This is a genomic window from Brachybacterium horti, from assembly GCF_054777615.1.
Genome location: NZ_BAAHAM010000003.1, coordinates 257,213 through 283,696 on the forward strand (window position 1 = coordinate 257,213; position 26,484 = coordinate 283,696).

A 26,484-nucleotide genomic window follows, 5' to 3' on the forward strand; every position below is an offset into this window, starting at 1 on the left:
TCAGCCGCGGATCAGGTGGCCTCGGGGTCCCAGGGGGTGCCCTGCGGGGCCGCGTCCTTGGCGGACTTCTTGGCGCTGCCGGAGGGCTTGCGCTTGGCGCCCGCACCGGCGGCGGCCGCCCCGGTGCCGATCGCGAGGGCCTCCTTGGACGGGAGCAGGTCCTCGGGGCTCGTGTCGCCCCAGGCCTCGCGGATGATGCGACGCGGATCGTACTGACGCGGGTCGTACTTGCGGAGGTCGTCGATGGCGATGCCCATCTCGTCCTCGACCGTCGCCCGCGAGTCCTCGACCCAGCGGCGGGCCTGGCGCACCCAGCGCACGACGTTGCGCGTGTACTCGGGCAGGCGCTGCGGACCGACGATCAGCACGAAGATGAGCAGGATGACGATGAACTCCCAGCCGCCGATCCCGAAGAACGTCACGTCGTCACCTGTCCTGATCCTCGCGCGCACGGTCGTGCACGTGTCCTGCCGGCCCATTATGGCAGAGGGAGAGGGTGCGGAGGCTGGGTGCCGGCCGTGCCTGTCGTACCCTTAGGCGACTGTCCGGACACGGGGAAGGAAGCGCGATGGCGTCGGGAAAGGTGGCCAGCTGGGCCCACGGCGAGGAGTTCGTCGACGAGGCGGGGCTGTTCGCCGATGCCGGGGTCCTCGAGCGGGCCCGCGAGCGCGGTGCGGAGCTCGGGGCGACACCCGTCCTGCCGGGGGCCGGCGCGCTGATGCGCGTGCTCGCGGCCGCGGTGCAGGCGCGCTCCGCGGTGGAGATCGGCACCGGGGCCGGCGTCGGCTCCCTCTACCTCCTCGCGGGGATGCACCCGGACGGGGTGCTCACCACGATCGATCCCGAGGTCGAGAACCAGCGCGCCGCGCGCGAGTCCTTCGCGGAGGCGAGGATCCGCGGGCCGCGCGTGCGCACGATCGCCGGCGCCCCGCGGGACGTCGTCGGCCGTCTCACCGACCACGCCTACGACCTCGTCTCGTTCCCCGCGCACGCCCCGCACGCCCTGGACCTGCTCGAGCACGCCCGCCGACTGCTGCGCCCGGGCGGCGTGCTCGTCATCCCCCACGCGCTGTTCCACGACCGCGTCGCGGATCCCGCCGCGCGCGACGCGAGCACCCGCGCGGTGCGCGAGCTGCTGAAGGCCGTCACCGAGGCGGAGGATCTCGTCACCGCGCTCACCGGCAGCGGCGACGGCGTGCTCGCCGCGGTGCTGCGCCCCTGAGCCGCCTCACCGCCCACCGCCGGGCATGACGAAGGGGCCCCGCACCGGATGGTGCGGGGCCCCTTCGTCAGGGATCACTCCTTGATGACGCCCTCGAGCGCATCACGCAGCTCGACCGCCTCGGACGCGGCGATCTCGACGACCAGGCGACCGCCCCCCTCGAGCGGAACGCGCATGATGATGCTGCGGCTCTCCTCGACGACCTCGAGCGGACCGTCACCGGTGCGCGGCTTCATAGCAGCCATGGCGTGCCTCCTTGTGCTGTCGCTGCCTCTCGTACGATCCCCCGGACGGGACCTCGGGCAGCGCGGGTACGGTGGCTATTATCTCAGGTCCTGACCACTGGTCGTGCGCCGCGCCCGTCGGGAGCGCCGCGGGGGCCTCGGCGGGAGGGCGATCCCGCCCCCGAACCGGCCGGTCGCGATGCCCACGAAGGCCACCGCGACGCCGATCGCGACGAGCAGCAGCAGGATCACCATGGGGCTCGCGGCGGTCATCGGCCGGACTCCTCCTCGCGGCGGGAGGCCTCCCGCAGCACGGCGAGCGCCTCCTCCGCCGTGTCCACGACCCGCAGCAGGTCGGGGTCGGTCGGGGCGATCATGCCGCGCTCCACGAGCGTCGTGGAGATCCAGTCGATGAGGCCCTGCCAGTAGGCGCGGCCCACGAGCACCACGGGGAACATCGAGATCTTGTGGGTCTGCATGAGGCAGAGGGCCTCGAACAGCTCGTCGAGGGTGCCCAGTCCGCCGGGCATGACGACGAAGCCGCTCGAGTACTTCACGAACATCGTCTTGCGGGCGAAGAAGTAGCGGAAGTCGACGCCGAGGTCGACATAGGCGTTCATCCCCTGCTCGTGGGGCAGCTCGATGCCGAGCCCCACGCTCACCCCGCCGGCCTCGCGGGCGCCGCGGTTGCCGGCCTCCATGATCCCGGGCCCGCCGCCGGTGATCACGGCGTAGCCCATCTCCACGAGGCCGCGCGCGATTTCCCCGGTGCAGCGGTAGTCCGGGTGGTCCGGCGCGACGCGCGCGGAGCCGAAGATCGAGACCGCGGGGCCGAGCTCGGCGAGCGCGCCGAACCCCTCGACGAACTCGGACTGGATGCGCAGCACCCGCCAGGGGTCGCCGTGCACCCAGTCCCCCGGACCCGAGTCCTCGAGCAGGCGCTGGTCGGTGGTGCGGTCGGGACGCTGTCGCCCGCGCAGCGTGATGGGGCCCTTGCGGTGGGCGTTCTCGTCGGATGCGCTCATGGGCCGAGGGTAGCGGCTGGACCCTAGAGGCCGGGGCGGGCGGGATCCAGGATCGCGCCGGCGTCGAGCAGGGGATCCAGCACGTGCTCCTCCCCCGCCGCCGTGGCCCGCAGCCGGATGCCGTCGATGTTCATCCGCGCCTGGCGGAAGTACTCGCCGTGGCGCTGCTGCCAGGCGAGGGTGGAGCCGTCGACGGTGAAGAAGTAGGCGAAGCCATGGTCGCGGAGGCGCCGGTAGCGGACGTCGCCCTCCTCGTACTGCTCGGGGCCGGCGATGTCAGCGCCGAAGGGGTAGATGAGCAGGTCCGTCTCCCCCACGAGGGTGCCCACCTCCTCGTCCCAGCGCTGCAGGTCCGCGTCGACCTTCTCGAGCGGCTTCTCCCCCATGTCGATGTGGCCCCAGGTGTGGCTCGCGATCTCCCAGCCGGAGTCGGTGAGCGCGCCCGCGACCTCGGCGGCGGCGTCCCGCGCCGCGGAGAGCGCGTCGGGGTCCTCGCCGTACTCGCGGGGCGAGGAGCGGTAGCCGAGGATCCCGTTGTAGCCGGTGAGCGCGATGATGCCCTTGCGGCCGCGGTAGGAGAAGCCGGGGTTCTGCTCGAGGTAGTCGTCGAGCAGGGGGACCATGTCGTAGGCGCCCTCGTGCTCGGTCCCGTCGGCGTCGACGTAGCGGCTGCGGACGGCGCCGTCGGCGTCGAGGTGGAGGTCCGCGGCGAAGCCGTCGCCGTCCATGTACTCGTAGTAGGAGACGTCGTCCTGCGAGAGCACGAGCGGGGTGCGGCCCTCGGGGAGCAGCAGCTCGCGCGGCCGCATGGTGCCGTCCTCGGCGGGCTCGGCGAGGTCGTGGGGGCTGATGAGGACGTAGCCGTCCTCGTGCATCCTCTCGATGACGGCGGTGAACTCGGGGATCGTGCACATGTAGTCGTCGTAGCCCTGCTCCTTGTCGTCGCCGTCGAAGGCGCGGGAGGGGTCCACGATCAGGCTGTGGAAGAAGAGGTGGCTGACGGGCTCGCCCTCGGGCCACGGGACGAGGGCGTCCTTCTCCTCGTGGCAGCGGGTGCGGAGGTCCTCGGCGTCCTTCCCGTCGACCCCGTCCACGGTGTCCAGGGCGGCGTCGTAGTCGAACTGGTCGGCCTGGCGGGTCGCGGTGGCGAGCTTCGCCGCGGGATCGGGGGCGGCGCCGCCCGCGGCGGGCGCCGCCGTGGAGTCCGAGGCCCCGCCGGCGTCGGACCCGGAGCCGGGGTCCGATCCGGAGCCGTCGGTGCAGCCGGCGAGCGCGGCCACCATCAGAGAGGTCGTCAGCGTGCGGCGGGTCAGCGCTCTCATGCCCGTCACGCTACGCGGTGGGCACCTCCGTGCCGAGGAATCGCGCGAGCCCGGCGAGGGCGTGTCGGAGGTCCGCAGTGGGCACGTGCTCGTCGTCGGTGTGGGCGAGCAGCGGGTCCCCGGGACCGAAGTTCACGGCGGGCGTGCCGAGCGCCGAGAAGCGGGCGACGTCGGTCCAGCCCTGCTTCGCGGCGACGCTCGTCCCCTCCCCGATCGCGGCGAGGAAGTCGCGGGCGGCGGGGGTGTCCAGCCCCGGCAGCGCGCCGGCGGCGGCATCGGTCACCTCGATGGTGACGTCGAGTCCGGAGAGCACCTCGCGCACGTGGGCCTCCGCCTGCGCGACGCTCGTGTCCGGGGCGAAGCGGTAGTTGAGGGTCGCGCTCGCGCGGTCGGGGATGACGTTCCCGGCGATGCCTCCGGAGATCGCGACGACGTTGAGGCACTCGCGGTACTCGAGGCCGTCGATCACCGCGCGGCGGGCCTCGTAGCCGGCGAGCCGGCCGAGAACGGGGGCGAGGTGGTGGATGGCGTTGTCGCCCACCCAGTCGCGCGCGGAGTGGGCGGCGATGCCGCGGGCGGTGACCTCGAGCTTCATCGTGCCCTTGCAGCCGCCCTCGACGCCCGCGGAGGTGGGCTCGCCGAGGATCGCGAAGTCCGCCTGCAGCAGCTCGGGGCGCTCGGCGGCGAGGCGGGTAAGGGAGTTGTCCGCCGCGGCGACCTCCTCGTGGTCGTAGAAGACCCAGGTGAGGTCGACGGGGGCGGCGTCGGCGCGCACGGCGAGGGCGAGCAGCACGGCGACCCCGCCCTTCATGTCGCAGCTGCCGCGGCCCACGAGCTCCTCGCGGCCGTCCCGCTCCCGTCGGTGGGAGGGGAGGTTGTCCGCGATCGGGACGGTGTCGAGGTGGCCGGCGAGCAGCACCCGGCGGTCGAGGCCCCGGTCGGTGCGGGCGATGACCGTGTCGCCGTCGCGGATCACCTCGAGGTGCGGGGCGTGCGTGCGCAGCGCCTGCTCGACGGCGTCGGCGAGGGCCCTCTCGTCGCCGGAGACGCTGGGGACGTCGACGATCGCGGCCGTGAGGTCGACGATGTCGGCGAAGGGGTCGAGGACGGGGGCGGGAGCGGCGGGGGTGACGGGCATGCCCGTCATCGTGCCACGAGCGGCTCCTCGAGCGCGCCGGCGTGCGCGGCGAGGCGCAGGGCGACCGCCTCGGCGTGCTGCAGCAGCTGCGGGGAGGTGCCGGGAGCGGCGGTGATCGCGGATCCCGGCTGCGCGGTGGAGACGGGCACCCCGGTGAGCAGGCGCCGCTCGTGGACGGTGCCGTCCACGGCGATCGGGCAGTACAGGCCGTCCACCTCGATCGAGCCGGTGAGCACGCGGGTGCCGCTGCCGCGCGAGGCCCAGGAGTCCTTGCGCACCTCGCCGCGCTCGCGCCACGCGCCCAGGAGCGGGCTGCGATAGGCGGGCAGGTCCACGGGCGGCAGGTGCGCCTCGAACACGCCGTCGCACAGCACGGGCGGGTTCTCACCGCCGCGCACCGCGAAGCGCCCGGCCTCCTCGTCGATGTCGACGTGCATGCGCGGACCGAGGAAGCGCACGAGCCCGGTCTCCTCGAGGGCGACGAGCTGGCGCACGCGCAGCACGGGCGGGCCGGAGGCCCAGGAGGCGAAGGCGTTGCGCAGGTGCCCGTCGATGTCGCGGCGCAGGCTCTCGGTCGTATAGGCGCCGAGGTCGATGAGCCGGTTGACCTGCACCCGCATCGCGACGAGCACGCGGAAGACGAGCAGCCAGACGGGGTCGGGGCGGGCGGCCGCGGCGAGCGCCCCGCGGAGCGCGTCCCGGGTGCGTCGGTGCGCGTCGTCGGTGACCCCGCCGCGGCGGCCGAAGGGGAACAGCAGGTGGATGAGGGCCTCGTCGGTCGAGAGCTCGTCCTCCCCGATGCCCTGGAGGGCGCGGCGCAGCTCGGCGAGGATGAGCGGCATGACGTCGCGCTCGTGGTCCACGCCGGCGCTGCGGACGGCGAGCTCGAGGACGCGCTCGGAGGTGAGCACCTGCGGGGTGTACGGCTCGGGCAGCGCGGGGCGGAGGTCGGGCTTGGGCCGGTAGACCATGCCGGAGCGGGAGCCGACGACGAGCAGCGGCTCGTCGCCGCCGCGCTCGTACCGGAGCCCCGCCGCGGAGTCCGGATCGGGCACGAAGCGGCCGCCCGCGGTCTCGGTGAGCATGCCGATCATGTCGTAGAAGTTCAGGCCCATGCCGGCGACGGCGATCGCCTCGCGGCCCAGCAGCCGCCGGTAGTCCACCTCGAGCGGGTTCGCGGGGCCCACGTGCACGAGGCCGTGGCGGTCGGCGGCGTCGGCGTACTGCTGGGAGCGGGGGCCGAGCGCCGTGGAGAGGTGGCCGAGCGGGAGGGCGACGGCGTCGGCGGCGAGCACGCGACCGTCGTCGAGGCGCACCCGCTGGGGGCCGTCGGGCGCACCGGTCACGTCGACGGCCTCCGCCGTGTGGCGCACGATCCGCAGCCGGGCGGGGTCGGCGTCGGCCTGGGCGGTGTCGAGCACGTGGGCGAGGTAGCGGCCGTGCGCGGCGCGGGAGGCGATGTCCGCGGGGGCGAGGCCCTCGCCGGCGAGGTGATCGGCGAGCGTCTCGCTGCGGGGCACGGGAAGCCGCGGGTGGCAGGACGGGTCCGGGTACATCGTGGTCTGGCAGGTCGCGGTGTTCATCAGCAGCACCTCGGACTGGTCGTGGCGCCACACCGCCCCGCCGAGGCCCACGTGCGGGTCGATGAGGTGGACGGTGAGGCGGCCCTGCCAGTCGGGCAGCGTCGAGGCGGCGACGAGGCGCTCGACGATCGCCGTGCCCCGGGGCCCGGCGCCGACGACGGCCACCGTCCTGAGCGGGGCGGGGGAATCGGAGCTCGCGGTCATCCGCCCAGTATCGCGCGGATCGGCGGATGGTCTGCGACGATGTGACGCATGAGCGGGACGACGGGGTCGACGCATCCGACGGGGCCGACGGGATCGGCCCGGCACCTCAGGCACGCGGCCGGCGGGCCGGAGCTCGGCGCGGCCATGCGCCGGCAGACGGCGCGGCTGCGCGCGGAGGCGGCCTCCGACGCCCAGCCGCGGGACCGCGCGGCGGCGGACGCGACCGTGCTCGCCGCCTGGCTCTCCCCTGCTCAGCGCGAGCGGTACGCCCCGAGCCTGCGGGCCGTCGGCGACCTCGACGTGTTCGTGGCGCGTCTCGCCGAGGAGCGGCGGGTGGTGCTCGAGGAGGGCGCGGAGCCCGTCGGCGACGAGATCGACGCGGCCGCGCACGCGGAGGACGCCGCGCGGCAGACGGGGCTGCGGGTCCTCGAGGGCGTGGCCGTCACCGCCCTGCTGCTGCTCGTGGTCCTCGCGGCGGTGACGGTCCTGCGGGACCCGGCACCGCCCGCGGAGCTCGCCGTGCGGATCGGGCCGCTGCTCGCGGTTGCGGCCCTCGCGCTCGTGGTCGCGGCGGTCGCGGCCTCGCTCGCCGTGCACCGTCGCTCGAGGGCGATGCTCGACTGGGCGGTCGCCCGGCCCGGGCAGCTGGGCCGGGGCGTGCCCGTGCGCCACCCCCTGCAGCGGGCCTCCGCCCCGACCGAGCTCGCGATCTCGCTGGGTCTCGGCGCGCTCCTGGTCGCCTCGGTGCTCTCGGTGTTCGTGGGCGCCGCGCTGCTGCTCGTGGACCTGCTGCTGCGCGAGGGCCTGCTGGGCCTCGCCCCGACGCTCACCCTGCTCGTCGCGGGAGCGGTGGGTCTGGTCGTGGTGGTCGCTCTCGGCGCCCTCCGCTCCCGGCGCACCGAGCTGCTGCTGCGCCGGGGCCAGGCGATCGAGTGGCGGGCCGAGGGCTGGTTCGACGAGGATCCCCCCGCCGGGGAGCCGGGCGGTGACGAGGCGGTCTGAGCGGACCCGCTCAGGCGGGCTCTCGTCGGCGGCCGACGCCCCGCACGAGCAGGATCACGAGCCCGATCACCGCCCACAGGCCGCCGACGATCAGCGCGATCGCGGAGGCGCTCACGAGCACGGCGAGCAGCACGAGCGCCCCGAGCACGGGGATCACGACGTGGCGCAGCGGGTCGACTCCCCCTCCCCGGCGCCGCACCGCGAAGAACCCGATCACCGAGACGTGGAGGACCACGAAGCCGGTCAGCGCGCCGACGTCGACCACGGAGACGACGTGGTCGAGGCCGTCGGCCCGGGTCGCCGCCCACAGGGCGACGGCGACGTTGCCGCCCGCGGCGACGAGCGTCCCCACGAGCGGCGCGCCGGTGCGCGGCGAGACCCGCGCGAGGCCCTTCGGGAGCGAGCCGGAGCGGCCCATGTCCATGAGCACGCGGGAGGCGGCGGCCTGCCCCACGAGGGCGGAGAACGCGGCACCCACGGCCTTCGCGACGGCGAGCGCACCGTGGAGCGTGGAGCCGAGCGCGGAGTCGACCATCGCGTAGTAGGCGTCGCCCTGCAGCTCGGGGTGCGCGGCGAGCTCCTCGGCGCTCGTGGGGCTGAGCAGGGCGCCCACGTAGGTCTGCGCCATGAACAGCACGCCGATGATCACGAGGCACACGAGGGTCGCGCGGCCGATCGCCCGGGAGTCCCCGCGGGTCTCCTCCGCGAAGGTCGCGAGCGCGTCGAAGCCCAGGAAGGACAGCACCGCGATCGAGACGGCGCCGAGCACCGCGGCGACGGAGATCCCGGCCGCGCCGCCCGTGAACGGCTCGAGCCAGCCGCGCACGGGCCCGGCGGTGGCGAGCACCCCGGCCGCGGCGGCGAGGACGATCAGCAGCACGACCACCTCGACGATCACGACGGCCATCGAGACGCGGGCGGTGACCTTGACGCCGGAGAGGTTCAGCGCGGTCGTGAGGACCACCGCGGCGAGCACGAACACCCAGATCGGCACGGCGGGGATCAGCGAGTTCAGCGCGATCCCCGAGAAGAGATACGCGACGGAGGGGATGAGCAGGTAGTCCAGCAGCATCATCCAGCCGGCCATGTGCCCCACGCGCGGGCCGATCCCCTCGCTCGCGTAGGCGAAGACGGATCCTGCCCGCGGCACGGCGCGGGACATGACGACGTAGCTCGAGGCGGTCAGCGCCATCGCGAGCGTCGCGACGAGGTAGACGACGGGGACGACGCCGCCGGAGTGGGCGTCGAGGGTCCCGAAGACCCCCACCGCCGCGGCGGGGCCGATGAAGACGAGGCCGTAGGCGACGAGCTGGCCGAAGCCGATCTCGCGGCGCAGGGCCGACTGCCCGGCGGCAGGGACGGCGGGTGCGGGGGTGGGGTCTGCAGTCATGGTGCGGCCATTCTGCTCCGCGCCGGTGACCCGTCGCGAGCCTCGAGGGGAATGCGCTCAGCGCAGGCGGTGGAGCCCGACGCGCAGCAGGCGCTCCGCCTGCTCGGCCGCCTGGCGCTCGCGGTGCGCACGCCGGCGGCGGCGGGACGCCGCGCCCCCGGGGCCGCCGCGCAGGGCCGTCAGCACGATGCCGAACGCCGTGCTCGGCGGTGCCTGATCGGGCGGGCGGGCCGGCGTCCCCTCCTCGACGACGAGCGGGAGGCCGGGCACCGGAGCCGTGAGGTCGGCGCCCGGTCCCGGGATCGAGGTCCGCAGGGTCCGCTCCATGGCCCTCTCCTTCCGTGAGGCGGCGCGGTGGTCGCCCGCTCCTCCGGACCATAGTCCCGCACCATTCTTTGCGCAATAGTTCTTGCGCAACAGACGGTGAGTAGAGTGCGGGCATCGGACGCTCCTGTCCCGACCACCCCACGGAGGTGCCCATGAGCTCCACGGACCCGTCGGCCCCCACCGGCGCACCCGACGCGCCCGTTCCGCCGACCCGGCCCGTCGCCCCGGAGCCCCCCACCCCGCCGGACCCCCCGACGGCACCCGAGCACGCGACCCGCGAGCAGCTGCGGGCCATGGCCCACCCGCTGCGCATCTCCCTCACCGAGGCCCTCGGACGACGAGGCACCGCGCGCGCCGCGGACCTCGCCGCCGACCTCGGCATCCCGCCGAACTCCGTGAGCTACCACCTGCGCACCCTCGCGCGCGGCGGAGTCGTCGTCGAGGCGCCGGAGGCGGCACGGGACCGCCGCGACCGCGTCTGGAAGCTCGCGACGAACGACTTCCGCACGGCTCCGGCGAACGACCCCGCCGCGACCGACCCGGCCTACCTCGACGCCTCCCGCGCCACGAGCCTCGCCATGTTCGACTGGATGCGCTCGGCGTGGATCGCGGAGATGGCCCACCACCAGGAGAACCCGCTCGCCCGACCCGGGGACGGCTCGCTGTTCGGCACGACCGTCCGCCTGACGCGGGCCCAGGCGCGGGAGCTCGTCGGCACCGTCGACGAGGCCATCCTCCGGTTCAAGGACATGAACCGTGACGCCGAGGGCGTCGACCTCGAGACCGACCAGGACCCGGACGATCCCCTCGAGACCTTCCAGCTGCTCTTCGCACTCGCCCACGCACCCCGCCCGTCGAGGGGCTGACCCGTTCGCGCACACGTCCTGTCCTCGCCACAGCGCACGCCGGGGCCATGGACATCATCCTCGTTCCCGGCTTCTGGCTCGACGGCGACTCCTGGGCGGAGGTGACCGGCCCGCTCGAGGCCGCCGGGCACTGCACGCACGCGCTGATCGTGGACCTGCCCACGGAGCACTGGCCGCAGCTCACGAGACCTGTCGATCTCGCCGCGACGATCATCACCGCCCTGCAGACCTCACAGCCCGCAGGCGAGGTCGCTCCGTAGACTCGGCCCCATGACTTCCACGACGACGCCCGAGCCCGCCACCCACGCCTGGGGCATCGGCCTCGCGACCCTCGCCGCCGACGGCTCCACCCTCGACACCTGGTACCCCGCCCCGCAGCTCGGCGAGGCCCCCGCGGACCCGACCGCGGAGCCGCTGCACGCGCAGCTCGCGGCCGCCGCCGCCGTGGACGGCGTGCGCGGCACGACCCAGGAGGTCGTGGTGCGCGCGATCGAGCTCGCCGCCGCCCCGGCCGACGCCTCCGACGCCTACCTGCGCCTCCACCTGCTCTCGCACCGCCTCGTCGAGCCGAACGCCCAGAACCTCGACGGGCTGTTCGGCGCGCTGACCAACGTCGTGTGGACCACCGAGGGCCCCTGCGCCGTCACCGGCTTCGAGGAGACCCGCCTGCGCCTGCGCGCCGCCGGCCGCACCCCCACCGTGCTCAGCGTCGACAAGTTCCCCCGCATGGTCGACTACGTGCTCCCCGCCGGCGTACGCATCGGCGACGCAGACCGCGTGCGGCTGGGCGCCCACCTCGCCGAGGGCACGACCGTCATGCACGAGGGCTTCGTGAACTTCAACGCGGGCACCCTCGGCACCTCCATGGTCGAGGGCCGCATCTCCCAGGGCGTCATCGTCGAGGACGGCTCCGACGTGGGCGGCGGCGCCTCCACGATGGGCACCCTCTCCGGCGGCGGCACCGAGCGCGTGCGCATCGGCAGGCGGTCGCTCGTGGGCGCGGAGGCCGGCGTGGGCATCGCGCTCGGCGACGACTGTGTCGTCGAGGCGGGCCTCTACATCACCGCCGGCACCAAGGTCACGCTCGTGGGCGAGAAGGACGCGGACGCCCCGCACGTGGTCAAGGCGCGCGAGCTCTCCGGCGTGAGCAACCTGCTCTTCCGCCGCAACTCCCTCACCGGCGCCGTCGAGGCCGTCGCCCGCGCCGGGCAGACGGTCTCCCTCAACGCCGCCCTACACGCGAACTGACATGGCACGAGGCCGCTCCCCGCGCCGCTCGCCGTGGCGCGGCCTCGTGGTCCCGCTGGTGATGCTGCTGCTGTTCGGCGGCATCGCCGGCGGCTCCTACGTCGCGCTGCAGCGATACGGCTCCCCCGCGCATGCGGGCACGTGCGTCGCCACGGGCCTCGGCACGAGCCACCGATACTCCACCGAGAGGGTCGCCAACGCGGCCCTGATCAGCGCGATCGCCGTGGACCGGGGCATGCCGCCGCGCGCTGCGTCGATCGCCCTCGCGACCGCCTACCAGGAGTCGCAGCTGCGGAACATCGAGCACGGCGACCGGGACTCGCTGGGGCTCTTCCAGCAGCGCCCCTCCCAGGGATGGGGCACCGAGGCGGAGATCCTCGACCCGATCCACTCCACGAACGCCTTCTACGACGCGCTCGAGAAGGTCGCGGACTACGAGAGCGGCGACATCAACGACGTCGCCCAGAAGGTCCAGCGCAGCGGGCACCCCGAGGCCTACCGCGACCACGAGACCGAGGGACGGATCTACGCCTCCGCCCTCACCGGCCGCTCCCAGGCGAACCTCGTGTGCACCCTCGACGACGCGACCGGCACCGCCTCCCCCGAGACCGTCCGCGGGGAGCTGGAGCGGCAGTTCCCGCGGCTCACCGGAGCCGGGACGATCTCGACCTCGCTGTCCTCCGCGAGCTCCGTGAGCGCCGAGGTCCCCTCCGGCGCGGGAGCGACCGCGCTCGTCGTCGACACCGGGGGCGACGAGGCCCTCGGCTGGGCGGTCGCGAACTGGGCGGTCGCGCGCGCCGCCGACGACGCCGTCGTGCGGGTCGAGCACGCCGGCCGGGTCTGGGACCGCTCCGCCCGCGGGAAGGACGCGACCTCCTGGGGCACCGCGGAGGACGCCGCCGACGGCCGCGTCGTCATCCTGGTCTCCGGGGGCTGACGGTCCTGACATGACAGGACCCGCAGGAGCCCCGTCGAGATCGACGTGCGGGTCCCGGCCGACGGCGCCGTCGTCCCGCTGAGCCGTGACGCCGGAACCTCACGGACCGGGAACGCGAGAGGGGCCGGGGACGTGCGTCCCCGGCCCCTCTCGCATGGGCGCTCAGCGGGCGCGGTGCGATGCCGCCGCCCACCCGGCCTCAGTGGTCGAAGCGGCGCTCCTTGGCGAGCTTCTTCTGGTGCTCGCGGTGCTGCGCGGCGAGCTCCTCGTGGAGCTGCTCGAGGCGCAGCTCGGTCGTGCCGGTGCGGGCGGCCATGTCGACGTACTCGCGGCGCGGCTCACCGGTGTAGATCTGGCGCGGGCGGCCGATCTTCGTGTCCGGGTCGTGCACCATCTCCTGCCACTGGGCGATCCAGCCGGGCAGCCGGCCGATCGCGAAGAGCACGGTGAACATCTCCGTCGGGAAGCCGATCGCCTTGTAGATGATGCCCGTGTAGAAGTCGACGTTCGGGTAGAGCTTGCGCTCGATGAAGTAGTCGTCCTTGAGGGCGATCTCCTCGAGCTTCATGGCGAGCTCGAGGCGCTCGTCCTGCACGCCGAGGCGCTCGAGGACGTCGTCCGCGATGGTCTTCACGAACTTCGCGCGCGGGTCGTAGTTCTTGTAGACGCGGTGACCGAAGCCCATGAGGCGGATGCCGTCCTCGCGCTTCTTCACCTTCTCCATGAACACCTTGGGGTCCATGCCCTCGGCGCTGATGGTGTCGAGCATGTCCATCACCGCGGCGTTCGCGCCGCCGTGGGCGGGGCCCGAGAGCGCGCCGATGCCCGCGGAGATCGAGGTGAACAGGTTCGCCTGCGCGGAGCCGACGAGCCGAACGGCCGACGTCGAGCAGTTCTGCTCGTGGTCGGCGTGGAGGATCAGCAGCTGCTCCATCGCCCGTGCGATGACCGGGTCCGCGACGTACTCCTGGACCGGGAAGCCGAAGGTCAGGCGGAGGAAGTTCTCGATCAGCGAGAGGCGGTTGTCCGGGTAGAGCAGCGCGTGGCCCTGCGCGATGCGGTGCGCGTAGGCGGCCATGGTCGGCACCTTCGCGAGCAGCCGCACCGAGGACAGGCGCACCTGCTCCTCGTCGAACGGGTCCAGCGAGTCCTGGTAGAAGGTGGACAGCGCGGAGACGCCGGCCTGCAGCACGGCCATCGGGTGCGCGTCGCGCGGGTACGCCTCGAACATGCGCTTGAAGCGCTCGTCGAGCATGGAGCGGTGCTCCACCTGCGTGGTCCAGTTCTCCAGCTGGCCCTGGGTGGGCAGCTCACCGTTGATGAGCAGGTAGGCGACCTCGAGGAAGGTCGACTTCTCCGCGAGCTGCTCGATCGGGTAGCCGCGGTAGCGCAGCACGCCCTCGTCGCCGTCGATGTAGGTGATCGCCGAGGTGGTGTTGGCGGTGTTCATGAAGCCGGGGTCGAAGGTGACCGCCCCCGTCTCCTTGCGCAGCGGACCGATCGCGATGCCCGGGTTCCCCTCCACGGCGTCGACGACGGGGAGGTCGAGGGTGTGGTCGCCGTAGGCGAGGCGTGAGGTCGGCGTCGCGTGATCCATGGGCTCTCCGTTGTGCGTTGTCGGATCCTTCAGGGGCGCTCGAGGTGCTCGAGGCGCCCGGCGGCGGCGGCGATCCGCTCGTCCGTCGCGGTGAGCGCGACGCGCACGGTGGAGCCGCCCCCCTCACCATAGAACATCCCCGGGGCGACCAGCACACCGGCACCTGCCAGACGCTCGACCGTGACCATCGCGTCCTCCCCGAAGGAGGTCCACAGGTAGAGGCCGGCCTGGGAGCCGCTGATCTCGCCGCCCGCGGCGCGCAGGGCCGGGGCGAGGATCTCGCGGCGTGCGCGGTAGATCTCACGCTGGGCCGCCACCGCGTCGTCGTCGCCGAGCGCCGTGGCCATCGCCGCCTGCACGGGCCCGGGGATCATCATCCCGGCCTGCTTGCGGATCGCCAGCAGCTCCCCCACGAGGGCGGGGTCGCCCGCGACGAAGGCCGCGCGGTAGCCCGCGAGGTTGGACTGCTTGGACAGCGAGTAGACGCACAGCACGCCGTCGAGCGAGCCGCCGTTCACCCGCGGGTCCAGCACGGAGGGGACCTCGTCGACGGTCCACGGCAGCAGGGCGTAGCACTCGTCGGAGGCGACGACGATCCCCCGCTCCCGGGCCCAGGTGACGAGCGAGGCCATCTGCGGGACCGTCAGCACGTCGCCCGTGGGGTTCGAGGGCGAGTTCAGCCACAGCAGCCGGATCCGCGGGACGGCGGCCGGGTCCGGCAGCGCGGCGTCGCCGTGCTCGGCGAGGGCGACGAGGTCCAGCGGCAGGGACTGCGCCCCCACGAACCGGGCGCCCATGTCGTAGGTGGGGTAGGCGATCGCAGGGAAGGCGACGATCTCCTCCGGCCCGATGCCCAGCTGGAACGGCAGGTGCGCGACGAGCTCCTTCGAGCCGACGGTGGGCAGCACGCCGTCCACGTCGATCGTCCCGGGGGCGCCGCGGTGCCGGCGCACGAAGTCCACGAGCGCCGCGCGCAGCGCGGGGGTGCCGACGGTCGTCGGGTAGCCGTGGCTGTCCGCGGCGGCGGCGAGCGCCTGCTGCACGGAGACGGGCGTCGGGTCCACGGGCGTGCCCACCGAGAGGTCGACGATGCCGTCCTCGTGGGCGGCGGCGCGCTCCTTGGCCCCGGCGATCGCGTCCCACGGGAAGGCGGGGAGGCGGGCGGCGAGGGGGCGGCGCGGGGAGCGCATCAGCCCTCGGCGCCGGACTGCGGCGGGAGCGCCTCGATGATCGCGTGGTCCTTGTCGATCACGCCCATCTTGGCGGCACCGCCGGGGGCGCCGAGCTCGTCGAAGAACTCGACGTTGGCCTTGTAGAACTCCGCCCACTGGTCGGGGAGGTCGTCCTCGTAGTAGATCGCCTCGACGGGGCACACGGGCTCGCAGGCGCCGCAGTCCACGCATTCGTCGGGCTGGATGTACAGCGAGCGGGACCCCTCGTAGATGCAGTCCACGGGGCACTCGTCCACGCAGGCACGGTCCTTGACGTCGACGCAGGGCAGGGCGATGACGTACGTCATGAGGGCGGCTTCCTTCCACGGGGTGACCGGACCATCATCGCACCGACGGGGCGGGCGGCGGCGCCTCGACCGCCGGATGCCGCGCAGACGTGACCCGTCGAACACCGCGGCCACCGAGGGGCGGGCGCTAAGTTCGGGGGATGACCAGCGATACCCGCCCCGGATGGGCACCGTTCCTCGAGGTGGGACGGCGTGTCACACTTCGCCACGCAATCGATCCGGCGACCGCTCCGCGCGGCGAGCGGATGAGCGACGCGCTCGGCACGATCACCGCGACGGACGAGCGCGCGGTGACCGTCATGACCCGGCGCGGCGAGATGCGGGTGCCGCGCCCCCTGGTCATCGCCGCGAAGGAGGTCCCGCCTCCGCCGGAGCGCCGTGACGGGAGCGGCGGGCGCTGAGCACGTAGCCGGCCCCGCTCACCACGTGCACCGCGACGCCGACCCACAGCAGCACCTGCACGGCGCCCACGAGCCCCGGGGCCCACGCGGCGGCCGCGGCCAGCAGGAACACGGAGGTCATGAGCACCGCCGTGCGGATCTTCCCGAGCCAGGAGACGCGGATCCGGCCGCCGAGCGCGGCGCCCGAGGCGAGCGCCGTGACGGCGAGGTCCACGAGCAGGATCACGACGAGCGCCGCCCACGGGAGCAGACCGGCGAGGGCGAGCGTCAGCACGATCGCGACCAGCCCGATCCGGTCCGCGATCGGGTCGATGATCTCCCCCACCCGGCTGGTCTGCCCGAGCGTGCGGGCGAGCAGGCCGTCGACCCAGTCGGTGCTCGCCCACACCAGCAGCAGGACCACGGCGAGGGTGTCCGGGCCGCGCGCGAGCAGCACGCACACGGGGGCGAGCAGGACGAGCCGCAACAGGGTCACGGCGTTGGGCAGCGTGGCCCAGCCGCGATCCGCCGCGTCCGCGCTCATGACCGCTGCGCCTCCTCCGCGCGGGCGCGGGCCTCCCGGGCACGGGTGCGCGCCTGCTCGAGGCGGCGCACCGCGGGGAGGCTCAGCAGGCCCGCCGCGAGGAACGGGATCCCCATGCCGAGACCCTGCACGATCCAGCCGGAGTACTGCGCCTGGTCACCGATCACCCCGGGCAGGAGCACTCCCCCACCGGCCCCGTTGCCGAGGAACGGCGTGGCGACGATGCCCCAGAGCGCCCCGGAGACCGCGAGCGGCAGCCGGGACCCGGTGACGGCCCAGAGGAACGCGCAGGTCATCACCTGGTACACCGTGCACAGCAGCAGGCCGGCCGGGATCGTGATCCCGAACAGGTCCAGCGTCAGGCGGTGCACGGTGACCAGGACGAGCACCGACAGCACCGTGGGTAGCACGGCGAAGGCCGCGTGCCCGACGGTGCGACGGATGTTCACTTCTTCGCGCGCGAACGGGAGCGGGCCCGCTCCCCGGCGTTGAGGATCACCTTGCGGATCCGCACGATCTCCGGGGTGACCTCGACGCACTCGTCCTCGCCCGTGAACTCGAGGGACTCCTCGAGCGTGAGCTTGCGCGGCGGCACGAGGTTCTCGAAGGAGTCGGCGCTGGCGGCACGCATGTTCGTCAGCTTCTTCTCCTTCGTGATGTTGACGTCCATGTCCTCGTTGCGGGAGTTCTCGCCGACGACCTGGCCCTCGTAGACCTCGCTCGTGGGCTCCACGAAGAAGGAACCGCGCTCCTGGAGGTTGATCATCGCGTAGGGGGTCACGACGCCCGGGCGGTCCGCGACGAGCGAGCCGGTCGCCCGGAACTCGATCGCGCCCATCCACGGCTCGTAGCCGTCGGCGTAGGAGGAGGCGATGCCGTTGCCGCGGGTCTCCGTCATGAAGCGGGTGCGGAAGCCGATGAGGCCGCGCGAGGGAACCACGAACTCCATGCGCACCCAGCCGGAGCCGTGGTTGCTCATGGTCTCCATACGGCCCTTGCGGCTCGCCATGAGCTGCGTGACGGTGCCGAGGAACTCGTCGGGCACGTCGATCGTCATCCGCTCGACGGGCTCGTGGGTCTTGCCGTCGATCTCGCGGGTCAGCACGGTCGGCTTGCCGACGGTGAGCTCGAAGCCCTCGCGGCGCATCTGCTCGACGAGGATCGCGAGCGCGAGCTCGCCGCGGCCCTGGACCTCCCAGGAGTCCGGGCGGTCCGTGGGGACCACGCGCAGGGACACGTTGCCCACGAGCTCCTGGTCCAGGCGGTCCTTCACCTGGCGGGCGGTGAGCTTGTGGCCCTTGCCGTTCTTGCCGGCGAGCGGGGAGGTGTTGATGCCGATGGTCATGGAGATCGCCGGCTCGTCGACGGTGATCAGCGGCAGCGGCTGCGGGTCCTCGACGTCGGCGAGGGTCTCGCCGATCATGATCTCGGGGATGCCGGCGACGGCGACGATGTCACCGGGGCGGGCGGTGCGGGTCATCTGCTCGCGGGCGAGGCCCTTGGTCTCGAGCAGCTCGGTGATCTTCACGGTCTTCGTGGTGCCGTGCTGGGTGCACCAGGCGACCTGCTGGCCCTTGGTGAGCTCGCCGTTCTTCACGCGCAACAGCGCGAGGCGGCCCAGGAACGGGGAGGCGTCGAGGTTGGTGACGTGGGCCTGCAGCGGCATCTCGTCGTCGTAGCTCGGGGCGGGGATCGACTCGAGGATCGTCTTGAACAGCGGCTCGACGTTCTCGGAGTCGGGCAGCTCGCCGTCGGCCGGCTTCGTGAGGCTCGCGCGGCCGGCCTTGCCGGAGGCGTAGACGACGGGCACGTCCAGGAGCGCGTCGAGGTCGAGGTCGGGGACCTCGTCGGCGAGGTCCTCGGCGAGGCCCAGGAGGAGGTCGGTGGCCTCGCCGACGACCTCGTCGATGCGGGCATCGGGGCGGTCCACCTTGTTGACCACGAGGATCACGGGGAGCTTCGCCGCGAGCGCCTTGCGGAGCACGAAGCGGGTCTGCGGGAGCGGGCCCTCGGAGGCGTCGACGAGGAGCACCACGCCGTCCACCATCGACAAGCCGCGCTCGACCTCGCCGCCGAAGTCGGCGTGGCCGGGGGTGTCGATGACGTTGATGATGATGCCGTCCGGCTCGCCGATCGCCTCGGCCGAGGGGCCGGTGTAGCGGATGGCGGTGTTCTTCGCGAGGATCGTGATGCCCTTCTCGCGCTCGAGCTCGCCGGAGTCCATCGCCCGCTCGTCGTGCTTGTCGTGGTCGCCGAAGGCGCCGCCCTGGGTGAGCATGGCGTCGACCAGGGTGGTCTTGCCGTGGTCGACGTGGGCGACGATGGCGACGTTTCGCAGGTCGTTGCGGTGCTGGAGGGTCATGCGCGGGAGCTCGTCTCTGACGGAGGTGCGGGGCACGGTCCAGCTGCTCACGTCGCGGGTCCCCCGCACGACATGCTCCTGGGCCGGACCGATTCTAACGGTCCGGCCCAGGATTCCTCAGGGGTCAGGGATGAGAGCTTTGACGCCCTCCGCGCTGAAGGCTCAGACGTGACCGGCCTGGGAGAAGGGATCGATGATGTCCTCCGGGCCGTCGCCGTGCTCCGCGCCGGTCTCGTCGGCCGGCCCGGCGGGCGCCTCGACGTCGATCGTCTCCGCTCCCGCGAGCGGGATGGAGCCGCCGGGGATCGCGGCGAGCAGGCGCCGGGTGTAGTCCTGCTGCGGGGAGTGGAAGACCTCGTCGGTCGTCCCCTGCTCCACGAGCTTCCCCTTCTCCATGACCAGGGTGCGGTCCGCGATCTGGCGGACCACGGCGAGGTCGTGGGTGATGAAGAGGTAGGACAGCCCGAGCTCGGCCTGGAGGTCGTTGAGCAGGTGCAGCACCTGGTCCTGGACGAGCACGTCGAGGGCGGAGACCGCCTCGTCGCACACGACGACCTCGGGGTCCAGCGCGAGGGCGCGGGCGATCGCCACGCGCTGGCGCTGGCCGCCGGAGAGCTCGTTGGGGAAGCGGCGCATCATCGCCGCCGGCAGCGCGACCTTGTCGAGCAGGTCGCGGACCTTCGCCTCGCGGCTCTTCGCGTCGCCGATGCCGTGCAGGCGCATCGGCTCCTCGATCGTGCTGAAGATCGAGTACATCGGGTCGAGCGTCCCGTAGGGGTTCTGGAAGATCGGCTGCACGCGGCGGCGCAGCGTCTTCAGCGCGGACCCCTTGTAGGTGGTGACGTCCTTGCCCTCGAAGAGCACCCGGCCCGAGGTGGGCTGGAGGAGCTTCAGCACCATCTGCGCGACGGTCGACTTGCCCGAGCCGGACTCGCCGACGATCGCGGTGGTGGTGCCGCGCTCGAGGGAGAAGGAGATGTCGTCCACGGCGGTGAACGGCGTGGTGCGCCACGGGACGCTGCCGCGGATCGGGAACACCTTGGTCAGGTTGCGGGCCTCGATGATCGGACCGCGCGCCTGCTCCGAGGACTGACCGACGGCGTGCTCCTGCGCCTGCTCGCGCACCTCCTCGCGCTCGGTCGCGGAGACCAGGCGGCGCGAGGCGAGGCTCGGCGCGGCCGCGATGAGGCGCTTGGTGTACGGATGCTGCGGGGACTGCAGGATCTCGAGGGCGGGACCGGACTCGACGACCTGCCCCTTGTACATGACCACGAGGTGCTGGGCGCGCTCGGCGGCAAGTCCCAGGTCGTGGGTGATCAGCAGCACCGCGACGCCCAGCTCGCCCGTGAGGGTGTCGAGGTGGTCGAGGATCTGCTGCTGCACCGTGACGTCGAGCGCGGAGGTCGGCTCGTCGGCGATGAGCAGCTTGGGGCGGGCGGCGAGACCCATCGCGATGAGCGCGCGCTGCTTCATGCCGCCGGAGTACTCGTGGGGGTACTGGCCGGCGCGGCGCTTCGCGTCCGGCAGGCCCGCCTCCTCGAGGAGCTCCACGGCGCGCTGCTTCGCGGCGGCGCCCGTGGCGACGCCGTTCGCGGCGAGCGCCTCGGTGATCTGCGAGCCGACCTTCCACAGCGGGTTGAGGTTGCTCATCGGGTCCTGCGGGACCAGGCCCAGCTGATCGCCGCGCAGGGCCCGGATCTGCTTCTCCGAGACGTGCGTGATGTCGCGCCCCTCGAAGATGACCTGGCCTCGGGTGATGCCGCCGTTCTTGGGCAGCAGGTGCGCGATGCTCATCGCGGTCGTCGACTTGCCGGAGCCGGACTCGCCGACGATCGCGACGGTCTCGCCGGGGTACACCTCGAGATCCGCCTTGCGGACACCCTTCACGGGGCCCGCGGAGGTCTGGAAGGTGATCTCGAGATCACGGATCTCGAGCAGGGGCTGCGCGGCGCCGACGGCGCCGCCGTCCGTGCGGGGGGAGGTGGTCGTGCTCATCGCTTCCTCGCCTTGGGGTCCAGCGCGTCACGCACCGCGTCGCCGAGCATGATGAAGCTCAGCACGCAGATCGCGAGCGCGAGGGACGGGTAGAACAGCATCATCGGGTTCGTGCGCAGCGCCGGCTGGGCGTCGGAGATGTCCCCGCCCCAGGAGACGGTCCCGGTGCCGAGGCCCAGGTAGGCCAGCGTGGACTGGGCGACGATGAAGACGCCGAGGTTCACGGTGGCGGTCACGATCACCGGGGCGATCGCGTTGGGGAGCACGTGCTTGGCGAGGATGCCGAGCCGGCTCGCGCCGAGGGCGGTCGAGGCGGTGACGAAGTCCTGGTTCTTCACGGAGATGACCGCGCCGCGGGTGATGCGGGCGATGTTCGTCCAGCCGAAGATCGCGAGGACCAGGGCGATGGTCATCGTGCCGACGCCGTTGCTCAGGGCGGTGAAGGCCACGATCGCGCCGAGCACGAGCGGGAGGGCGAAGAAGATCTCGGTGATGCGCGAGAGCACCTCGTCGATCCAGCCGCCCACGTAGCCCGCGAAGGCGCCGATCGCGACACCGATGATCGTCGAGAGGATCATCGCGACGAAGCCGACGGTGAGCGAGGTGCGGGTGCCGTAGATGATGCGGCTCCACACGTCGTAGCCCTGGACCGTCGTCCCCAGCAGGTGCCCGTCCCCGGGCGGCTGGTTGTTGTGGGCGAGGTCCGCGGCGGTGGGCTGATAGGAGGTGAACAGGCTCGGGACGGCCGCCACCACCAGCAGCAGGACGATCAGGACCGCGGAGATCACGAACACGGGGTTGCGCACCAGGTGATGGGCGGCCTCCGCCCACATCGAGCGCGGGGCGGTCGTGGTGTCGACCGCGTCGACCTCCTGCAGCGGCGTCTCGGAGAGGTCGGCGACGACGGGCGCCGCCGCGGGGCGCAGGGAACGGGGGGCGTCACTTCGCATAGCGGATCCTCGGGTCGAGCACGGCGTAGAGCAGGTCCACGATCAGGTTGGTGAGCAGGAAGATCATCACCATGATCGTGACCACGGAGACGATCATCGGAGCCTCGGACTTGTTGATCGCCTGGTACAGGACGGAGCCCACGCCGTTGATGTTGAAGATCTTCTCGGTGACGATCGCCCCGCCCATGAGGGCGCCGAGGTCCGCGCCGATGAAGGTGATGACGGGGATCAGCGAGTTGCGCAGGATGTGCTTGGAGATCACGCCGCCGCGGGAGAGGCCCTTCGCGGTCGCCGTGCGCACGTGGTCCGCGCTCACGACGTCGGAGATCGAGGTGCGCGTCAGGCGCAGCACGTAGGCGAAGGAGACGATGCCGAGCACGAACCCTGGCAGCAGCAGGTTCTGGAAGCTCGCGTCTCTGCCCACGTTGACGGGGACGACGCCGAGCTTCACGCCGAGCACGAACTGGGAGACGAAGCCGATGACGAAGGTCGGCACGGCGATCACGAGCAGCGAGATCATCAGCAGCGTCGTGTCGATCCAGGTGCCCTTGCGGAGACCGGAGACGACGCCGGCGACGATGCCGAAGACGGTCTCGAAGACCACGGCGATGAGGGCGAGCCGGAAGGTGACCGGGAAGGCGGCGGAGATCCGGTCGATGTTCGGGCGGCCGTTGAAGCCCACCCCGAAGTCACCCCGGAGGACGTTCCCCACGTAGATCAGCCACTGCATGATGAGCGGCTTGTCCAGGTTGTACTGGGCTCGGAGCTTTGCCTGCACGGCCTGCGAGAGGGGCTTGTCACCCATGATCGCCTGGATCGGATCGCCGCCGGCGTAGAACGCCATGACGTAGATCAGCAGGGTCGCACCGAGGAAGACAGGGATCATCTGCAGCAGTCGCCGCCCGATGTACCAGAGCACTGCGGTCACCTCAGGTCGAAGTAGAGGGCTGACGACGGGGGCCGTCGAACCCGGGACGATAACACCGGGGCGCCTCGCGGCCGCTCCCAGGATGGCCGGCGCCACCCCGGTCGGGGCGCACGGCGTCCGGGGCGGCGGTCGGCTCTCGCCGTCCGCCGCCCCGGGGGCTCAGCGCGTGGTCGCGCCGGCGTGGATCACTTGGTGATCTCGTAGTACAGCGGGACCGTGTCCCAGCCGTACTCGACACCGGAGACGGCCTCCGAGTAGCCGCCGAAGGTGTTCTGGTACCACAGCGGGATCGCCGGCAGGTCCTCCATGAGGATCGCCTCGGCCGCCTTGTACTTCTCGATCGCGGCGTCCTCGTCGGCGGCCGCGAGGCCCTCGGCGAGCAGCTGGTCGAACTCGGGGTTCTTGTAGTCGCCGTCGTTCGAGCCCTTGCCGTCCGCCGCGGCGGAGGAGTAGATCGGGCCGAGGAAGTTGTAGGCGGAGGGGTAGTCCGCCTGCCAGCCGGAGCGGAAGGCGCCCTTCAGCTCGCGGTTGGTGATCTGCTCACGGAAGTCGCCGAAGGCCGGGAACGGCTGCGGCTTCGCGGTGATGCCGAGGTTCTCGGCGATGCTGTTGCACACGGCCTCGACCCAGTCCTTGTGGGGACCGTCGGCGTTGTAGCTGAGCGTGAACTCGCCGTCGAACTTCTGGATCGCCTCGGCCTCGGCCCAGAGCTTCTTCGCCTCGGCGGCGTCGAACTCGAGGACCTCGGCGCCGGGGATGTCGGTCGCGCCGCCGCCGGTGATCACCGGGGCGATGAAGTCGGTGGCGGGGGTGCGGGTGCCGTAGAACAGCTTGTCGCAGATCGTCTTGCGGTCGATCGCGCGGGAGATCGCCTTGCGACGGATCTTGCCGGCGTCGCCCGAGAAGTTCGGGTCGTTCTGCGCGATCGTGAAGGACTGGAAGACCGCGCCCGGCTCGTTGACCGCACGATCGCCGAGGGTGTCCTCGAAGGTCGACAGCGCGGAGGTCGGGATCTGGTCCACGACGTCGACGTTGCCCGACTCGAGGTCGTTGTACATCGTCTCGTCGGAGTCGTAGATCGTGAAGGTGATGCCGGCGTTCTTCGCCTTGCGCGCACCGGTGTAGTTCTCGTTGGGCACCACGACGATCTCCTGGTCGTGGGTCCAGGAGTCGACCATGTAGGGGCCGTTGGAGACGGGCTTCTCGCCGTAGGCCTCGATGTCGTCGAACGCGGACTCGGGCATCGGCGAGTAGGCCGAGTAGCCCAGGCGGTTCGGGAAGTCGGACTGGGCGGAGACGAGCTTGACGGTGATCGTCGTGTCGTCGGTCGCCTCGAGGCCGGAGAGGGTGAGGTCCGCGGTGGCGTCCTCGGCGCTGACCTTGTCGAAGCCCTCGATGGGCTCGAAGAAGCTCTGCGACTTCTGGCCGTTCGCGGTGTTCGCGCCGAAGTTCCAGGCGTCGACGAAGGACTTCGCGGTGAGCGGGGTGCCGTCGGAGAACTTGAGGTCCGGCTTGATCTTGATCGTCCAGGTCTGGTTGTCGTCGGACTCGATCGACTCGGCGAGGTCGTTCTCGACCTTCGCATCCGCCGTGTAGTACACGAGGCCCGCGAACACGGAGGTGATGACGCGGCCGCCGCCGACCTCGCTCGTGTTGGTCGGGATCAGCGGGTTCTCGGGCTCGGTGCCGTTGGCGTAGACGACCTCGCCGGAGCCGGACCCGCCGTCGGAGCCGGAGCCGGAGGAGCCGCCGGTGCAGGCGGCGAGCGTGGCTGCGGCGACGCCGGTGGCAGCGGTGCCGAGCATCATGGAGCGGCGCGAAAGGGCCATATGGATCTCCTGGGGGTGCTGTGTGTGGCGCCGACTACACCGGGCGCCGTGACGTCCAGTGTGCACCAGCGGTTGTCAACCTTCGTCCACCCGGCGGTAACGCTTCGGTCTCGGATACCCCAGGACGGTTCCCAGGAACACAGGGCGCGCACGCACCCGCTCGCGCGCTGCGGGTGGAGAATGGGGACATGACTTCTCCTGATGCCCCTGTCAGCGGCGCCACCGCGCCGGTCGATCCCACCACCACCCCCGCGTGGGAGGCGCTCGAGGCGCACGACGCCGAGATCAGCGGCTCCCTGCGCGAGTGGTTCGCCGAGGACCCGCAGCGCGCCGAGCGCTTCACCCACGACGCGGCCGACCTCCACGTCGACCTCTCCAAGAACCTCGTCACCGCCGAGACCGTGGACCTCCTCCTCCAGCTCGCCGAGCAGACCGGCGTGCTCGCGCGCCGCGACGCGATGTTCGCGGGCGCCCACATCAACACCACCGAGGACCGCGCGGTGCTGCACACCGCGCTGCGCCGCCCCGCCGGGGCCTCCCCCGCCCTCGTGGTCGACGGGCAGGACGTCGACCACGACGTGCACGAGGTGCTGGGCCGCATCGCGGACTTCGCGACCAAGGTCCGCTCCGGCGAGTGGACCGGCGCGACCGGCAAGCGCATCGAGACGGTCGTGAACATCGGCATCGGCGGCTCGGACTTGGGCCCCGTCATGGTCTACGAGGCGCTGAAGCCCTACGCGCAGGAGGGCCTCGCCGCCCGCTTCATCTCGAACATCGACCCGACCGACGCCTACGAGACCACCGCGGACCTCGACCCCGAGACGACGCTCGTCATCGTCGCCTCGAAGACCTTCACGACCCTCGAGACGATCACCAACGCACGCCTCGTGCGCACCTGGCTGCTCGACGGCCTCCGCGCGAAGGGCCTCACGGCGGAGCAGGAGCAGGAGGCCGTCGCGAAGCACTTCGTGGCCGTCTCCACGGCGCTCGACAAGGTCGCCGAGTTCGGCATCGACCCGGAGAACGCCTTCGGGTTCTGGAGCTGGGTGGGCGGCCGCTACTCCGTGGACTCCGCGATCGGCACCGTGCTCTCGACGGTGCTGGGCCCGGAGGTCTTCGAGGAGCTCCTCGCCGGCTTCCACGCGATGGACGAGCACTTCGCGACCGCCCCGGCGGCGCAGAACGTGCCGCTGCTCATGGGCCTGCTGAACGTGTGGAACGTGAACTTCCTCGAGGCGGAGACCCACGCGGTGCTCCCCTACTCCCAGTACCTGCATCGCTTCCCCGCCTACCTCCAGCAGCTGACGATGGAGTCCAACGGCAAGTCGGTGCGCTGGGACGGCTCGACCGTCGTCACCGAGACCGGCGAGGTCTTCTGGGGCGAGCCCGGCACCAACGGCCAGCACGCCTTCTATCAGCTGATCCACCAGGGCACCCGGATCATCCCGGCGGACTTCATCGCCTTCGCGACCCCGGCCCGCCCGCTCAAGGACGGCGAGCAGGACGTGCACGAGCTGTTCCTCGCGAACTTCTTCGCGCAGACCAAGGCCCTCGCCTTCGGCAAGACGGCCGACGAGGTCCGCGCGGAGGGCACCGAGGGTGCGCTCGTCGCGGCCCGCGAGTTCTCCGGCGACCGCCCGACGACGTCGATCATGGCGCCCGCGCTGACCCCGTCCGTGCTGGGGCAGCTCATCGCGCTGTACGAGCACATCACCTTCGTGCAGGGCGCCGTGTGGGGCATCAACTCCTTCGACCAGTGGGGCGTGGAGCTCGGCAAGCAGCTCGCCAAGGGCCTCGCCCCCGCGGTCGCGGGTGACGAGTCCGCGATCGCCGCGGAGGACGCCTCCACCGCGGGGCTCATCCGCTACTACCGCGAGCACCGCGCCTGAGCG

The 26,484-nt window shown here is 72.3% G+C and carries 26 protein-coding genes and 1 pseudogene; 8 read left to right on the forward strand and 19 right to left on the reverse strand.

Going from position 1 to position 26,484, the window contains the following annotated elements:
- Positions 1–11: 11 nt before the first annotated feature.
- Entirely contained in the window at positions 12–422 is a 411-nt protein-coding gene (locus ACYVAP_RS10570) for a twin-arginine translocase TatA/TatE family subunit (protein ID WP_259360330.1), read from the reverse strand.
- Positions 423–568: 146 nt separating this feature from the next.
- Here ACYVAP_RS10570 and ACYVAP_RS10575 point away from each other — a divergent pair, with 146 nt between their 5' ends.
- Positions 569–1,222, forward strand: coding sequence for an O-methyltransferase (locus ACYVAP_RS10575; protein ID WP_137771187.1), 654 nt, complete (start codon positions 569–571; stop codon positions 1,220–1,222).
- A 74-nt stretch (positions 1,223–1,296) separates the two neighbouring features.
- On the opposite strand, the gene ACYVAP_RS10580 is transcribed toward ACYVAP_RS10575, so the two are convergent.
- The 6 genes from ACYVAP_RS10580 to ACYVAP_RS10605 all read right to left on the reverse strand — a co-directional run bounded on the left by ACYVAP_RS10580 (position 1,297) and on the right by ACYVAP_RS10605 (position 6,718).
- Positions 1,297–1,467, reverse strand: coding sequence for a DUF3117 domain-containing protein (locus ACYVAP_RS10580; RefSeq protein WP_137771188.1), 171 nt, complete (start codon positions 1,465–1,467; stop codon positions 1,297–1,299).
- Between the two features lie 78 nt (positions 1,468–1,545).
- A complete protein-coding gene (locus ACYVAP_RS10585) occupies positions 1,546–1,719 on the reverse strand; it encodes a hypothetical protein (protein ID WP_168198113.1) in 174 nt (57 codons plus the stop codon).
- A complete protein-coding gene (locus ACYVAP_RS10590; protein ID WP_498860608.1) occupies positions 1,716–2,471 on the reverse strand; it encodes an LOG family protein in 756 nt (251 codons plus the stop codon). Before ACYVAP_RS10590 ends, ACYVAP_RS10585 begins: the two co-directional genes overlap by 4 nt.
- A 23-nt stretch (positions 2,472–2,494) precedes the next feature.
- On the reverse strand, positions 2,495–3,793 hold the full coding sequence (locus ACYVAP_RS10595) for a polysaccharide deacetylase family protein (RefSeq protein WP_498860609.1): 1,299 nt from the start codon (positions 3,791–3,793) through the stop codon (positions 2,495–2,497).
- A 10-nt stretch (positions 3,794–3,803) separates the two neighbouring features.
- Entirely contained in the window at positions 3,804–4,940 is a 1,137-nt protein-coding gene (dapE, locus tag ACYVAP_RS10600) for a succinyl-diaminopimelate desuccinylase (RefSeq protein WP_498860610.1), read from the reverse strand.
- Positions 4,937–6,718 (reverse strand): FAD/NAD(P)-binding protein, encoded by a 1,782-nt coding sequence (locus tag ACYVAP_RS10605; RefSeq protein ID WP_498860611.1) that lies wholly within the window; start codon positions 6,716–6,718, stop codon positions 4,937–4,939. The genes dapE and ACYVAP_RS10605 overlap by 4 nt, the downstream gene beginning before the upstream one ends.
- A gap of 48 nt (positions 6,719–6,766) precedes the next feature.
- Between ACYVAP_RS10605 and ACYVAP_RS10610 the strand changes: the two genes are divergently transcribed.
- Positions 6,767–7,720: a hypothetical protein gene (locus ACYVAP_RS10610; RefSeq protein ID WP_498860612.1), complete on the forward strand. Its 954-nt coding sequence runs from the start codon at positions 6,767–6,769 to the stop codon at positions 7,718–7,720.
- Positions 7,721–7,730: 10 nt separating this feature from the next.
- Here ACYVAP_RS10610 and ACYVAP_RS10615 read toward each other — a convergent pair whose 3' ends face one another.
- Complete coding sequence (locus ACYVAP_RS10615) at positions 7,731–9,110, reverse strand: APC family permease (protein WP_498860613.1); 1,380 nt, start codon at positions 9,108–9,110, stop codon at positions 7,731–7,733.
- A 57-nt stretch (positions 9,111–9,167) separates the two neighbouring features.
- The gene (locus ACYVAP_RS10620; RefSeq protein WP_498860614.1) at positions 9,168–9,437 is read right to left on the reverse strand and encodes a hypothetical protein; all 270 of its coding nucleotides are present in this window, start codon (positions 9,435–9,437) and stop codon (positions 9,168–9,170) included.
- A gap of 152 nt (positions 9,438–9,589) precedes the next feature.
- Between ACYVAP_RS10620 and ACYVAP_RS10625 the strand changes: the two genes are divergently transcribed.
- From ACYVAP_RS10625 to ACYVAP_RS10640, 4 genes and pseudogenes are all read left to right on the forward strand, one after another.
- The gene (locus ACYVAP_RS10625; protein WP_498860615.1) at positions 9,590–10,303 is read left to right on the forward strand and encodes a winged helix-turn-helix domain-containing protein; all 714 of its coding nucleotides are present in this window, start codon (positions 9,590–9,592) and stop codon (positions 10,301–10,303) included.
- A gap of 47 nt (positions 10,304–10,350) precedes the next feature.
- Positions 10,351–10,449 (forward strand): annotated as a pseudogene (locus ACYVAP_RS10630) (alpha/beta fold hydrolase); the annotation flags it as partial.
- 124 nt (positions 10,450–10,573) lie between these two features.
- The gene (gene dapD, locus ACYVAP_RS10635; protein WP_498860616.1) at positions 10,574–11,551 is read left to right on the forward strand and encodes a 2,3,4,5-tetrahydropyridine-2,6-dicarboxylate N-succinyltransferase; all 978 of its coding nucleotides are present in this window, start codon (positions 10,574–10,576) and stop codon (positions 11,549–11,551) included.
- A gap of 1 nt (position 11,552) precedes the next feature.
- Positions 11,553–12,488: a hypothetical protein gene (locus ACYVAP_RS10640; protein ID WP_498860617.1), complete on the forward strand. Its 936-nt coding sequence runs from the start codon at positions 11,553–11,555 to the stop codon at positions 12,486–12,488.
- A 199-nt stretch (positions 12,489–12,687) separates the two neighbouring features.
- On the opposite strand, the gene ACYVAP_RS10645 is transcribed toward ACYVAP_RS10640, so the two are convergent.
- Genes ACYVAP_RS10645 through fdxA form a run of 3 tightly spaced genes read right to left on the reverse strand, consistent with a single transcriptional unit; the run spans position 12,688 to position 15,604 of the window.
- Positions 12,688–14,085 carry a type II citrate synthase gene (locus ACYVAP_RS10645; protein WP_498860618.1) on the reverse strand — a complete coding sequence of 466 codons (1,398 nt, stop codon included), beginning with the start codon at positions 14,083–14,085 and terminating at the stop codon, positions 12,688–12,690.
- 29 nt (positions 14,086–14,114) lie between these two features.
- Positions 14,115–15,275: a succinyldiaminopimelate transaminase gene (dapC, locus tag ACYVAP_RS10650; protein ID WP_498860619.1), complete on the reverse strand. Its 1,161-nt coding sequence runs from the start codon at positions 15,273–15,275 to the stop codon at positions 14,115–14,117.
- Positions 15,275–15,604 carry a ferredoxin gene (gene fdxA, locus ACYVAP_RS10655; protein ID WP_264450403.1) on the reverse strand — a complete coding sequence of 110 codons (330 nt, stop codon included), beginning with the start codon at positions 15,602–15,604 and terminating at the stop codon, positions 15,275–15,277. The genes dapC and fdxA overlap by 1 nt, the downstream gene beginning before the upstream one ends.
- 140 nt (positions 15,605–15,744) lie before the next feature.
- Here fdxA and ACYVAP_RS10660 point away from each other — a divergent pair, with 140 nt between their 5' ends.
- Complete coding sequence (locus ACYVAP_RS10660; protein ID WP_498860620.1) at positions 15,745–16,005, forward strand: acetyltransferase; 261 nt, start codon at positions 15,745–15,747, stop codon at positions 16,003–16,005.
- Here ACYVAP_RS10660 and ACYVAP_RS10665 read toward each other — a convergent pair.
- From ACYVAP_RS10665 to ACYVAP_RS10695, 7 genes are all read right to left on the reverse strand, one after another.
- Positions 15,944–16,528: a CDP-alcohol phosphatidyltransferase family protein gene (locus tag ACYVAP_RS10665; RefSeq protein WP_498860621.1), complete on the reverse strand. Its 585-nt coding sequence runs from the start codon at positions 16,526–16,528 to the stop codon at positions 15,944–15,946. The genes ACYVAP_RS10660 and ACYVAP_RS10665 overlap by 62 nt on opposite strands.
- Positions 16,525–16,977 (reverse strand): hypothetical protein, encoded by a 453-nt coding sequence (locus tag ACYVAP_RS10670; protein WP_498860622.1) that lies wholly within the window; start codon positions 16,975–16,977, stop codon positions 16,525–16,527. Before ACYVAP_RS10670 ends, ACYVAP_RS10665 begins: the two co-directional genes overlap by 4 nt.
- Positions 16,974–18,890 carry a translational GTPase TypA gene (typA, locus tag ACYVAP_RS10675; protein ID WP_264450430.1) on the reverse strand — a complete coding sequence of 639 codons (1,917 nt, stop codon included), beginning with the start codon at positions 18,888–18,890 and terminating at the stop codon, positions 16,974–16,976. The genes ACYVAP_RS10670 and typA overlap by 4 nt, the downstream gene beginning before the upstream one ends.
- A 162-nt stretch (positions 18,891–19,052) precedes the next feature.
- Positions 19,053–20,885, reverse strand: coding sequence for an ABC transporter ATP-binding protein (locus tag ACYVAP_RS10680; RefSeq protein ID WP_498860623.1), 1,833 nt, complete (start codon positions 20,883–20,885; stop codon positions 19,053–19,055).
- Positions 20,882–21,835, reverse strand: coding sequence for an ABC transporter permease (locus tag ACYVAP_RS10685; RefSeq protein ID WP_498860624.1), 954 nt, complete (start codon positions 21,833–21,835; stop codon positions 20,882–20,884). The genes ACYVAP_RS10680 and ACYVAP_RS10685 overlap by 4 nt, the downstream gene beginning before the upstream one ends.
- The gene (locus ACYVAP_RS10690; protein WP_264450431.1) at positions 21,825–22,754 is read right to left on the reverse strand and encodes an ABC transporter permease; all 930 of its coding nucleotides are present in this window, start codon (positions 22,752–22,754) and stop codon (positions 21,825–21,827) included. The genes ACYVAP_RS10685 and ACYVAP_RS10690 overlap by 11 nt, the downstream gene beginning before the upstream one ends.
- A 194-nt stretch (positions 22,755–22,948) precedes the next feature.
- Positions 22,949–24,592 (reverse strand): peptide ABC transporter substrate-binding protein, encoded by a 1,644-nt coding sequence (locus tag ACYVAP_RS10695; protein WP_498860625.1) that lies wholly within the window; start codon positions 24,590–24,592, stop codon positions 22,949–22,951.
- A gap of 188 nt (positions 24,593–24,780) precedes the next feature.
- On the opposite strand from ACYVAP_RS10695, the gene pgi reads away from it, so the two are divergent.
- On the forward strand, positions 24,781–26,481 hold the full coding sequence (pgi, locus tag ACYVAP_RS10700) for a glucose-6-phosphate isomerase (RefSeq protein ID WP_498860626.1): 1,701 nt from the start codon (positions 24,781–24,783) through the stop codon (positions 26,479–26,481).
- Positions 26,482–26,484: the final 3 nt, after the last annotated feature.

What these genes read in the sequence shown, in the direction of transcription:
- ACYVAP_RS10575 (WP_137771187.1), top strand. Translation starts at nt 569, where the DNA reads ATGGCGTCGGGAAAGGTGGCCAGCTGGGCCCACGGCGAGGAGTTCGTC.
- ACYVAP_RS10580 (WP_137771188.1), bottom strand. Translation starts at nt 1,467, where the DNA reads ATGGCTGCTATGAAGCCGCGCACCGGTGACGGTCCGCTCGAGGTCGTC.
- ACYVAP_RS10585 (WP_168198113.1), bottom strand. Translation starts at nt 1,719, where the DNA reads ATGACCGCCGCGAGCCCCATGGTGATCCTGCTGCTGCTCGTCGCGATC.
- ACYVAP_RS10590 (WP_498860608.1), bottom strand. Translation starts at nt 2,471, where the DNA reads ATGAGCGCATCCGACGAGAACGCCCACCGCAAGGGCCCCATCACGCTG.
- ACYVAP_RS10595 (WP_498860609.1), bottom strand. Translation starts at nt 3,793, where the DNA reads ATGAGAGCGCTGACCCGCCGCACGCTGACGACCTCTCTGATGGTGGCC.
- dapE (WP_498860610.1), bottom strand. Translation starts at nt 4,940, where the DNA reads ATGACGGGCATGCCCGTCACCCCCGCCGCTCCCGCCCCCGTCCTCGAC.
- ACYVAP_RS10605 (WP_498860611.1), bottom strand. Translation starts at nt 6,718, where the DNA reads ATGACCGCGAGCTCCGATTCCCCCGCCCCGCTCAGGACGGTGGCCGTC.
- ACYVAP_RS10610 (WP_498860612.1), top strand. Translation starts at nt 6,767, where the DNA reads ATGAGCGGGACGACGGGGTCGACGCATCCGACGGGGCCGACGGGATCG.
- ACYVAP_RS10615 (WP_498860613.1), bottom strand. Translation starts at nt 9,110, where the DNA reads ATGACTGCAGACCCCACCCCCGCACCCGCCGTCCCTGCCGCCGGGCAG.
- ACYVAP_RS10620 (WP_498860614.1), bottom strand. Translation starts at nt 9,437, where the DNA reads ATGGAGCGGACCCTGCGGACCTCGATCCCGGGACCGGGCGCCGACCTC.
- ACYVAP_RS10625 (WP_498860615.1), top strand. Translation starts at nt 9,590, where the DNA reads ATGAGCTCCACGGACCCGTCGGCCCCCACCGGCGCACCCGACGCGCCC.
- dapD (WP_498860616.1), top strand. Translation starts at nt 10,574, where the DNA reads ATGACTTCCACGACGACGCCCGAGCCCGCCACCCACGCCTGGGGCATC.
- ACYVAP_RS10640 (WP_498860617.1), top strand. Translation starts at nt 11,553, where the DNA reads ATGGCACGAGGCCGCTCCCCGCGCCGCTCGCCGTGGCGCGGCCTCGTG.
- ACYVAP_RS10645 (WP_498860618.1), bottom strand. Translation starts at nt 14,085, where the DNA reads ATGGATCACGCGACGCCGACCTCACGCCTCGCCTACGGCGACCACACC.
- dapC (WP_498860619.1), bottom strand. Translation starts at nt 15,275, where the DNA reads ATGCGCTCCCCGCGCCGCCCCCTCGCCGCCCGCCTCCCCGCCTTCCCG.
- fdxA (WP_264450403.1), bottom strand. Translation starts at nt 15,604, where the DNA reads ATGACGTACGTCATCGCCCTGCCCTGCGTCGACGTCAAGGACCGTGCC.
- ACYVAP_RS10660 (WP_498860620.1), top strand. Translation starts at nt 15,745, where the DNA reads ATGACCAGCGATACCCGCCCCGGATGGGCACCGTTCCTCGAGGTGGGA.
- ACYVAP_RS10665 (WP_498860621.1), bottom strand. Translation starts at nt 16,528, where the DNA reads ATGAGCGCGGACGCGGCGGATCGCGGCTGGGCCACGCTGCCCAACGCC.
- typA (WP_264450430.1), bottom strand. Translation starts at nt 18,890, where the DNA reads ATGACCCTCCAGCACCGCAACGACCTGCGAAACGTCGCCATCGTCGCC.
- ACYVAP_RS10680 (WP_498860623.1), bottom strand. Translation starts at nt 20,885, where the DNA reads ATGAGCACGACCACCTCCCCCCGCACGGACGGCGGCGCCGTCGGCGCC.
- ACYVAP_RS10685 (WP_498860624.1), bottom strand. Translation starts at nt 21,835, where the DNA reads ATGCGAAGTGACGCCCCCCGTTCCCTGCGCCCCGCGGCGGCGCCCGTC.
- ACYVAP_RS10695 (WP_498860625.1), bottom strand. Translation starts at nt 24,592, where the DNA reads ATGGCCCTTTCGCGCCGCTCCATGATGCTCGGCACCGCTGCCACCGGC.
- pgi (WP_498860626.1), top strand. Translation starts at nt 24,781, where the DNA reads ATGACTTCTCCTGATGCCCCTGTCAGCGGCGCCACCGCGCCGGTCGAT.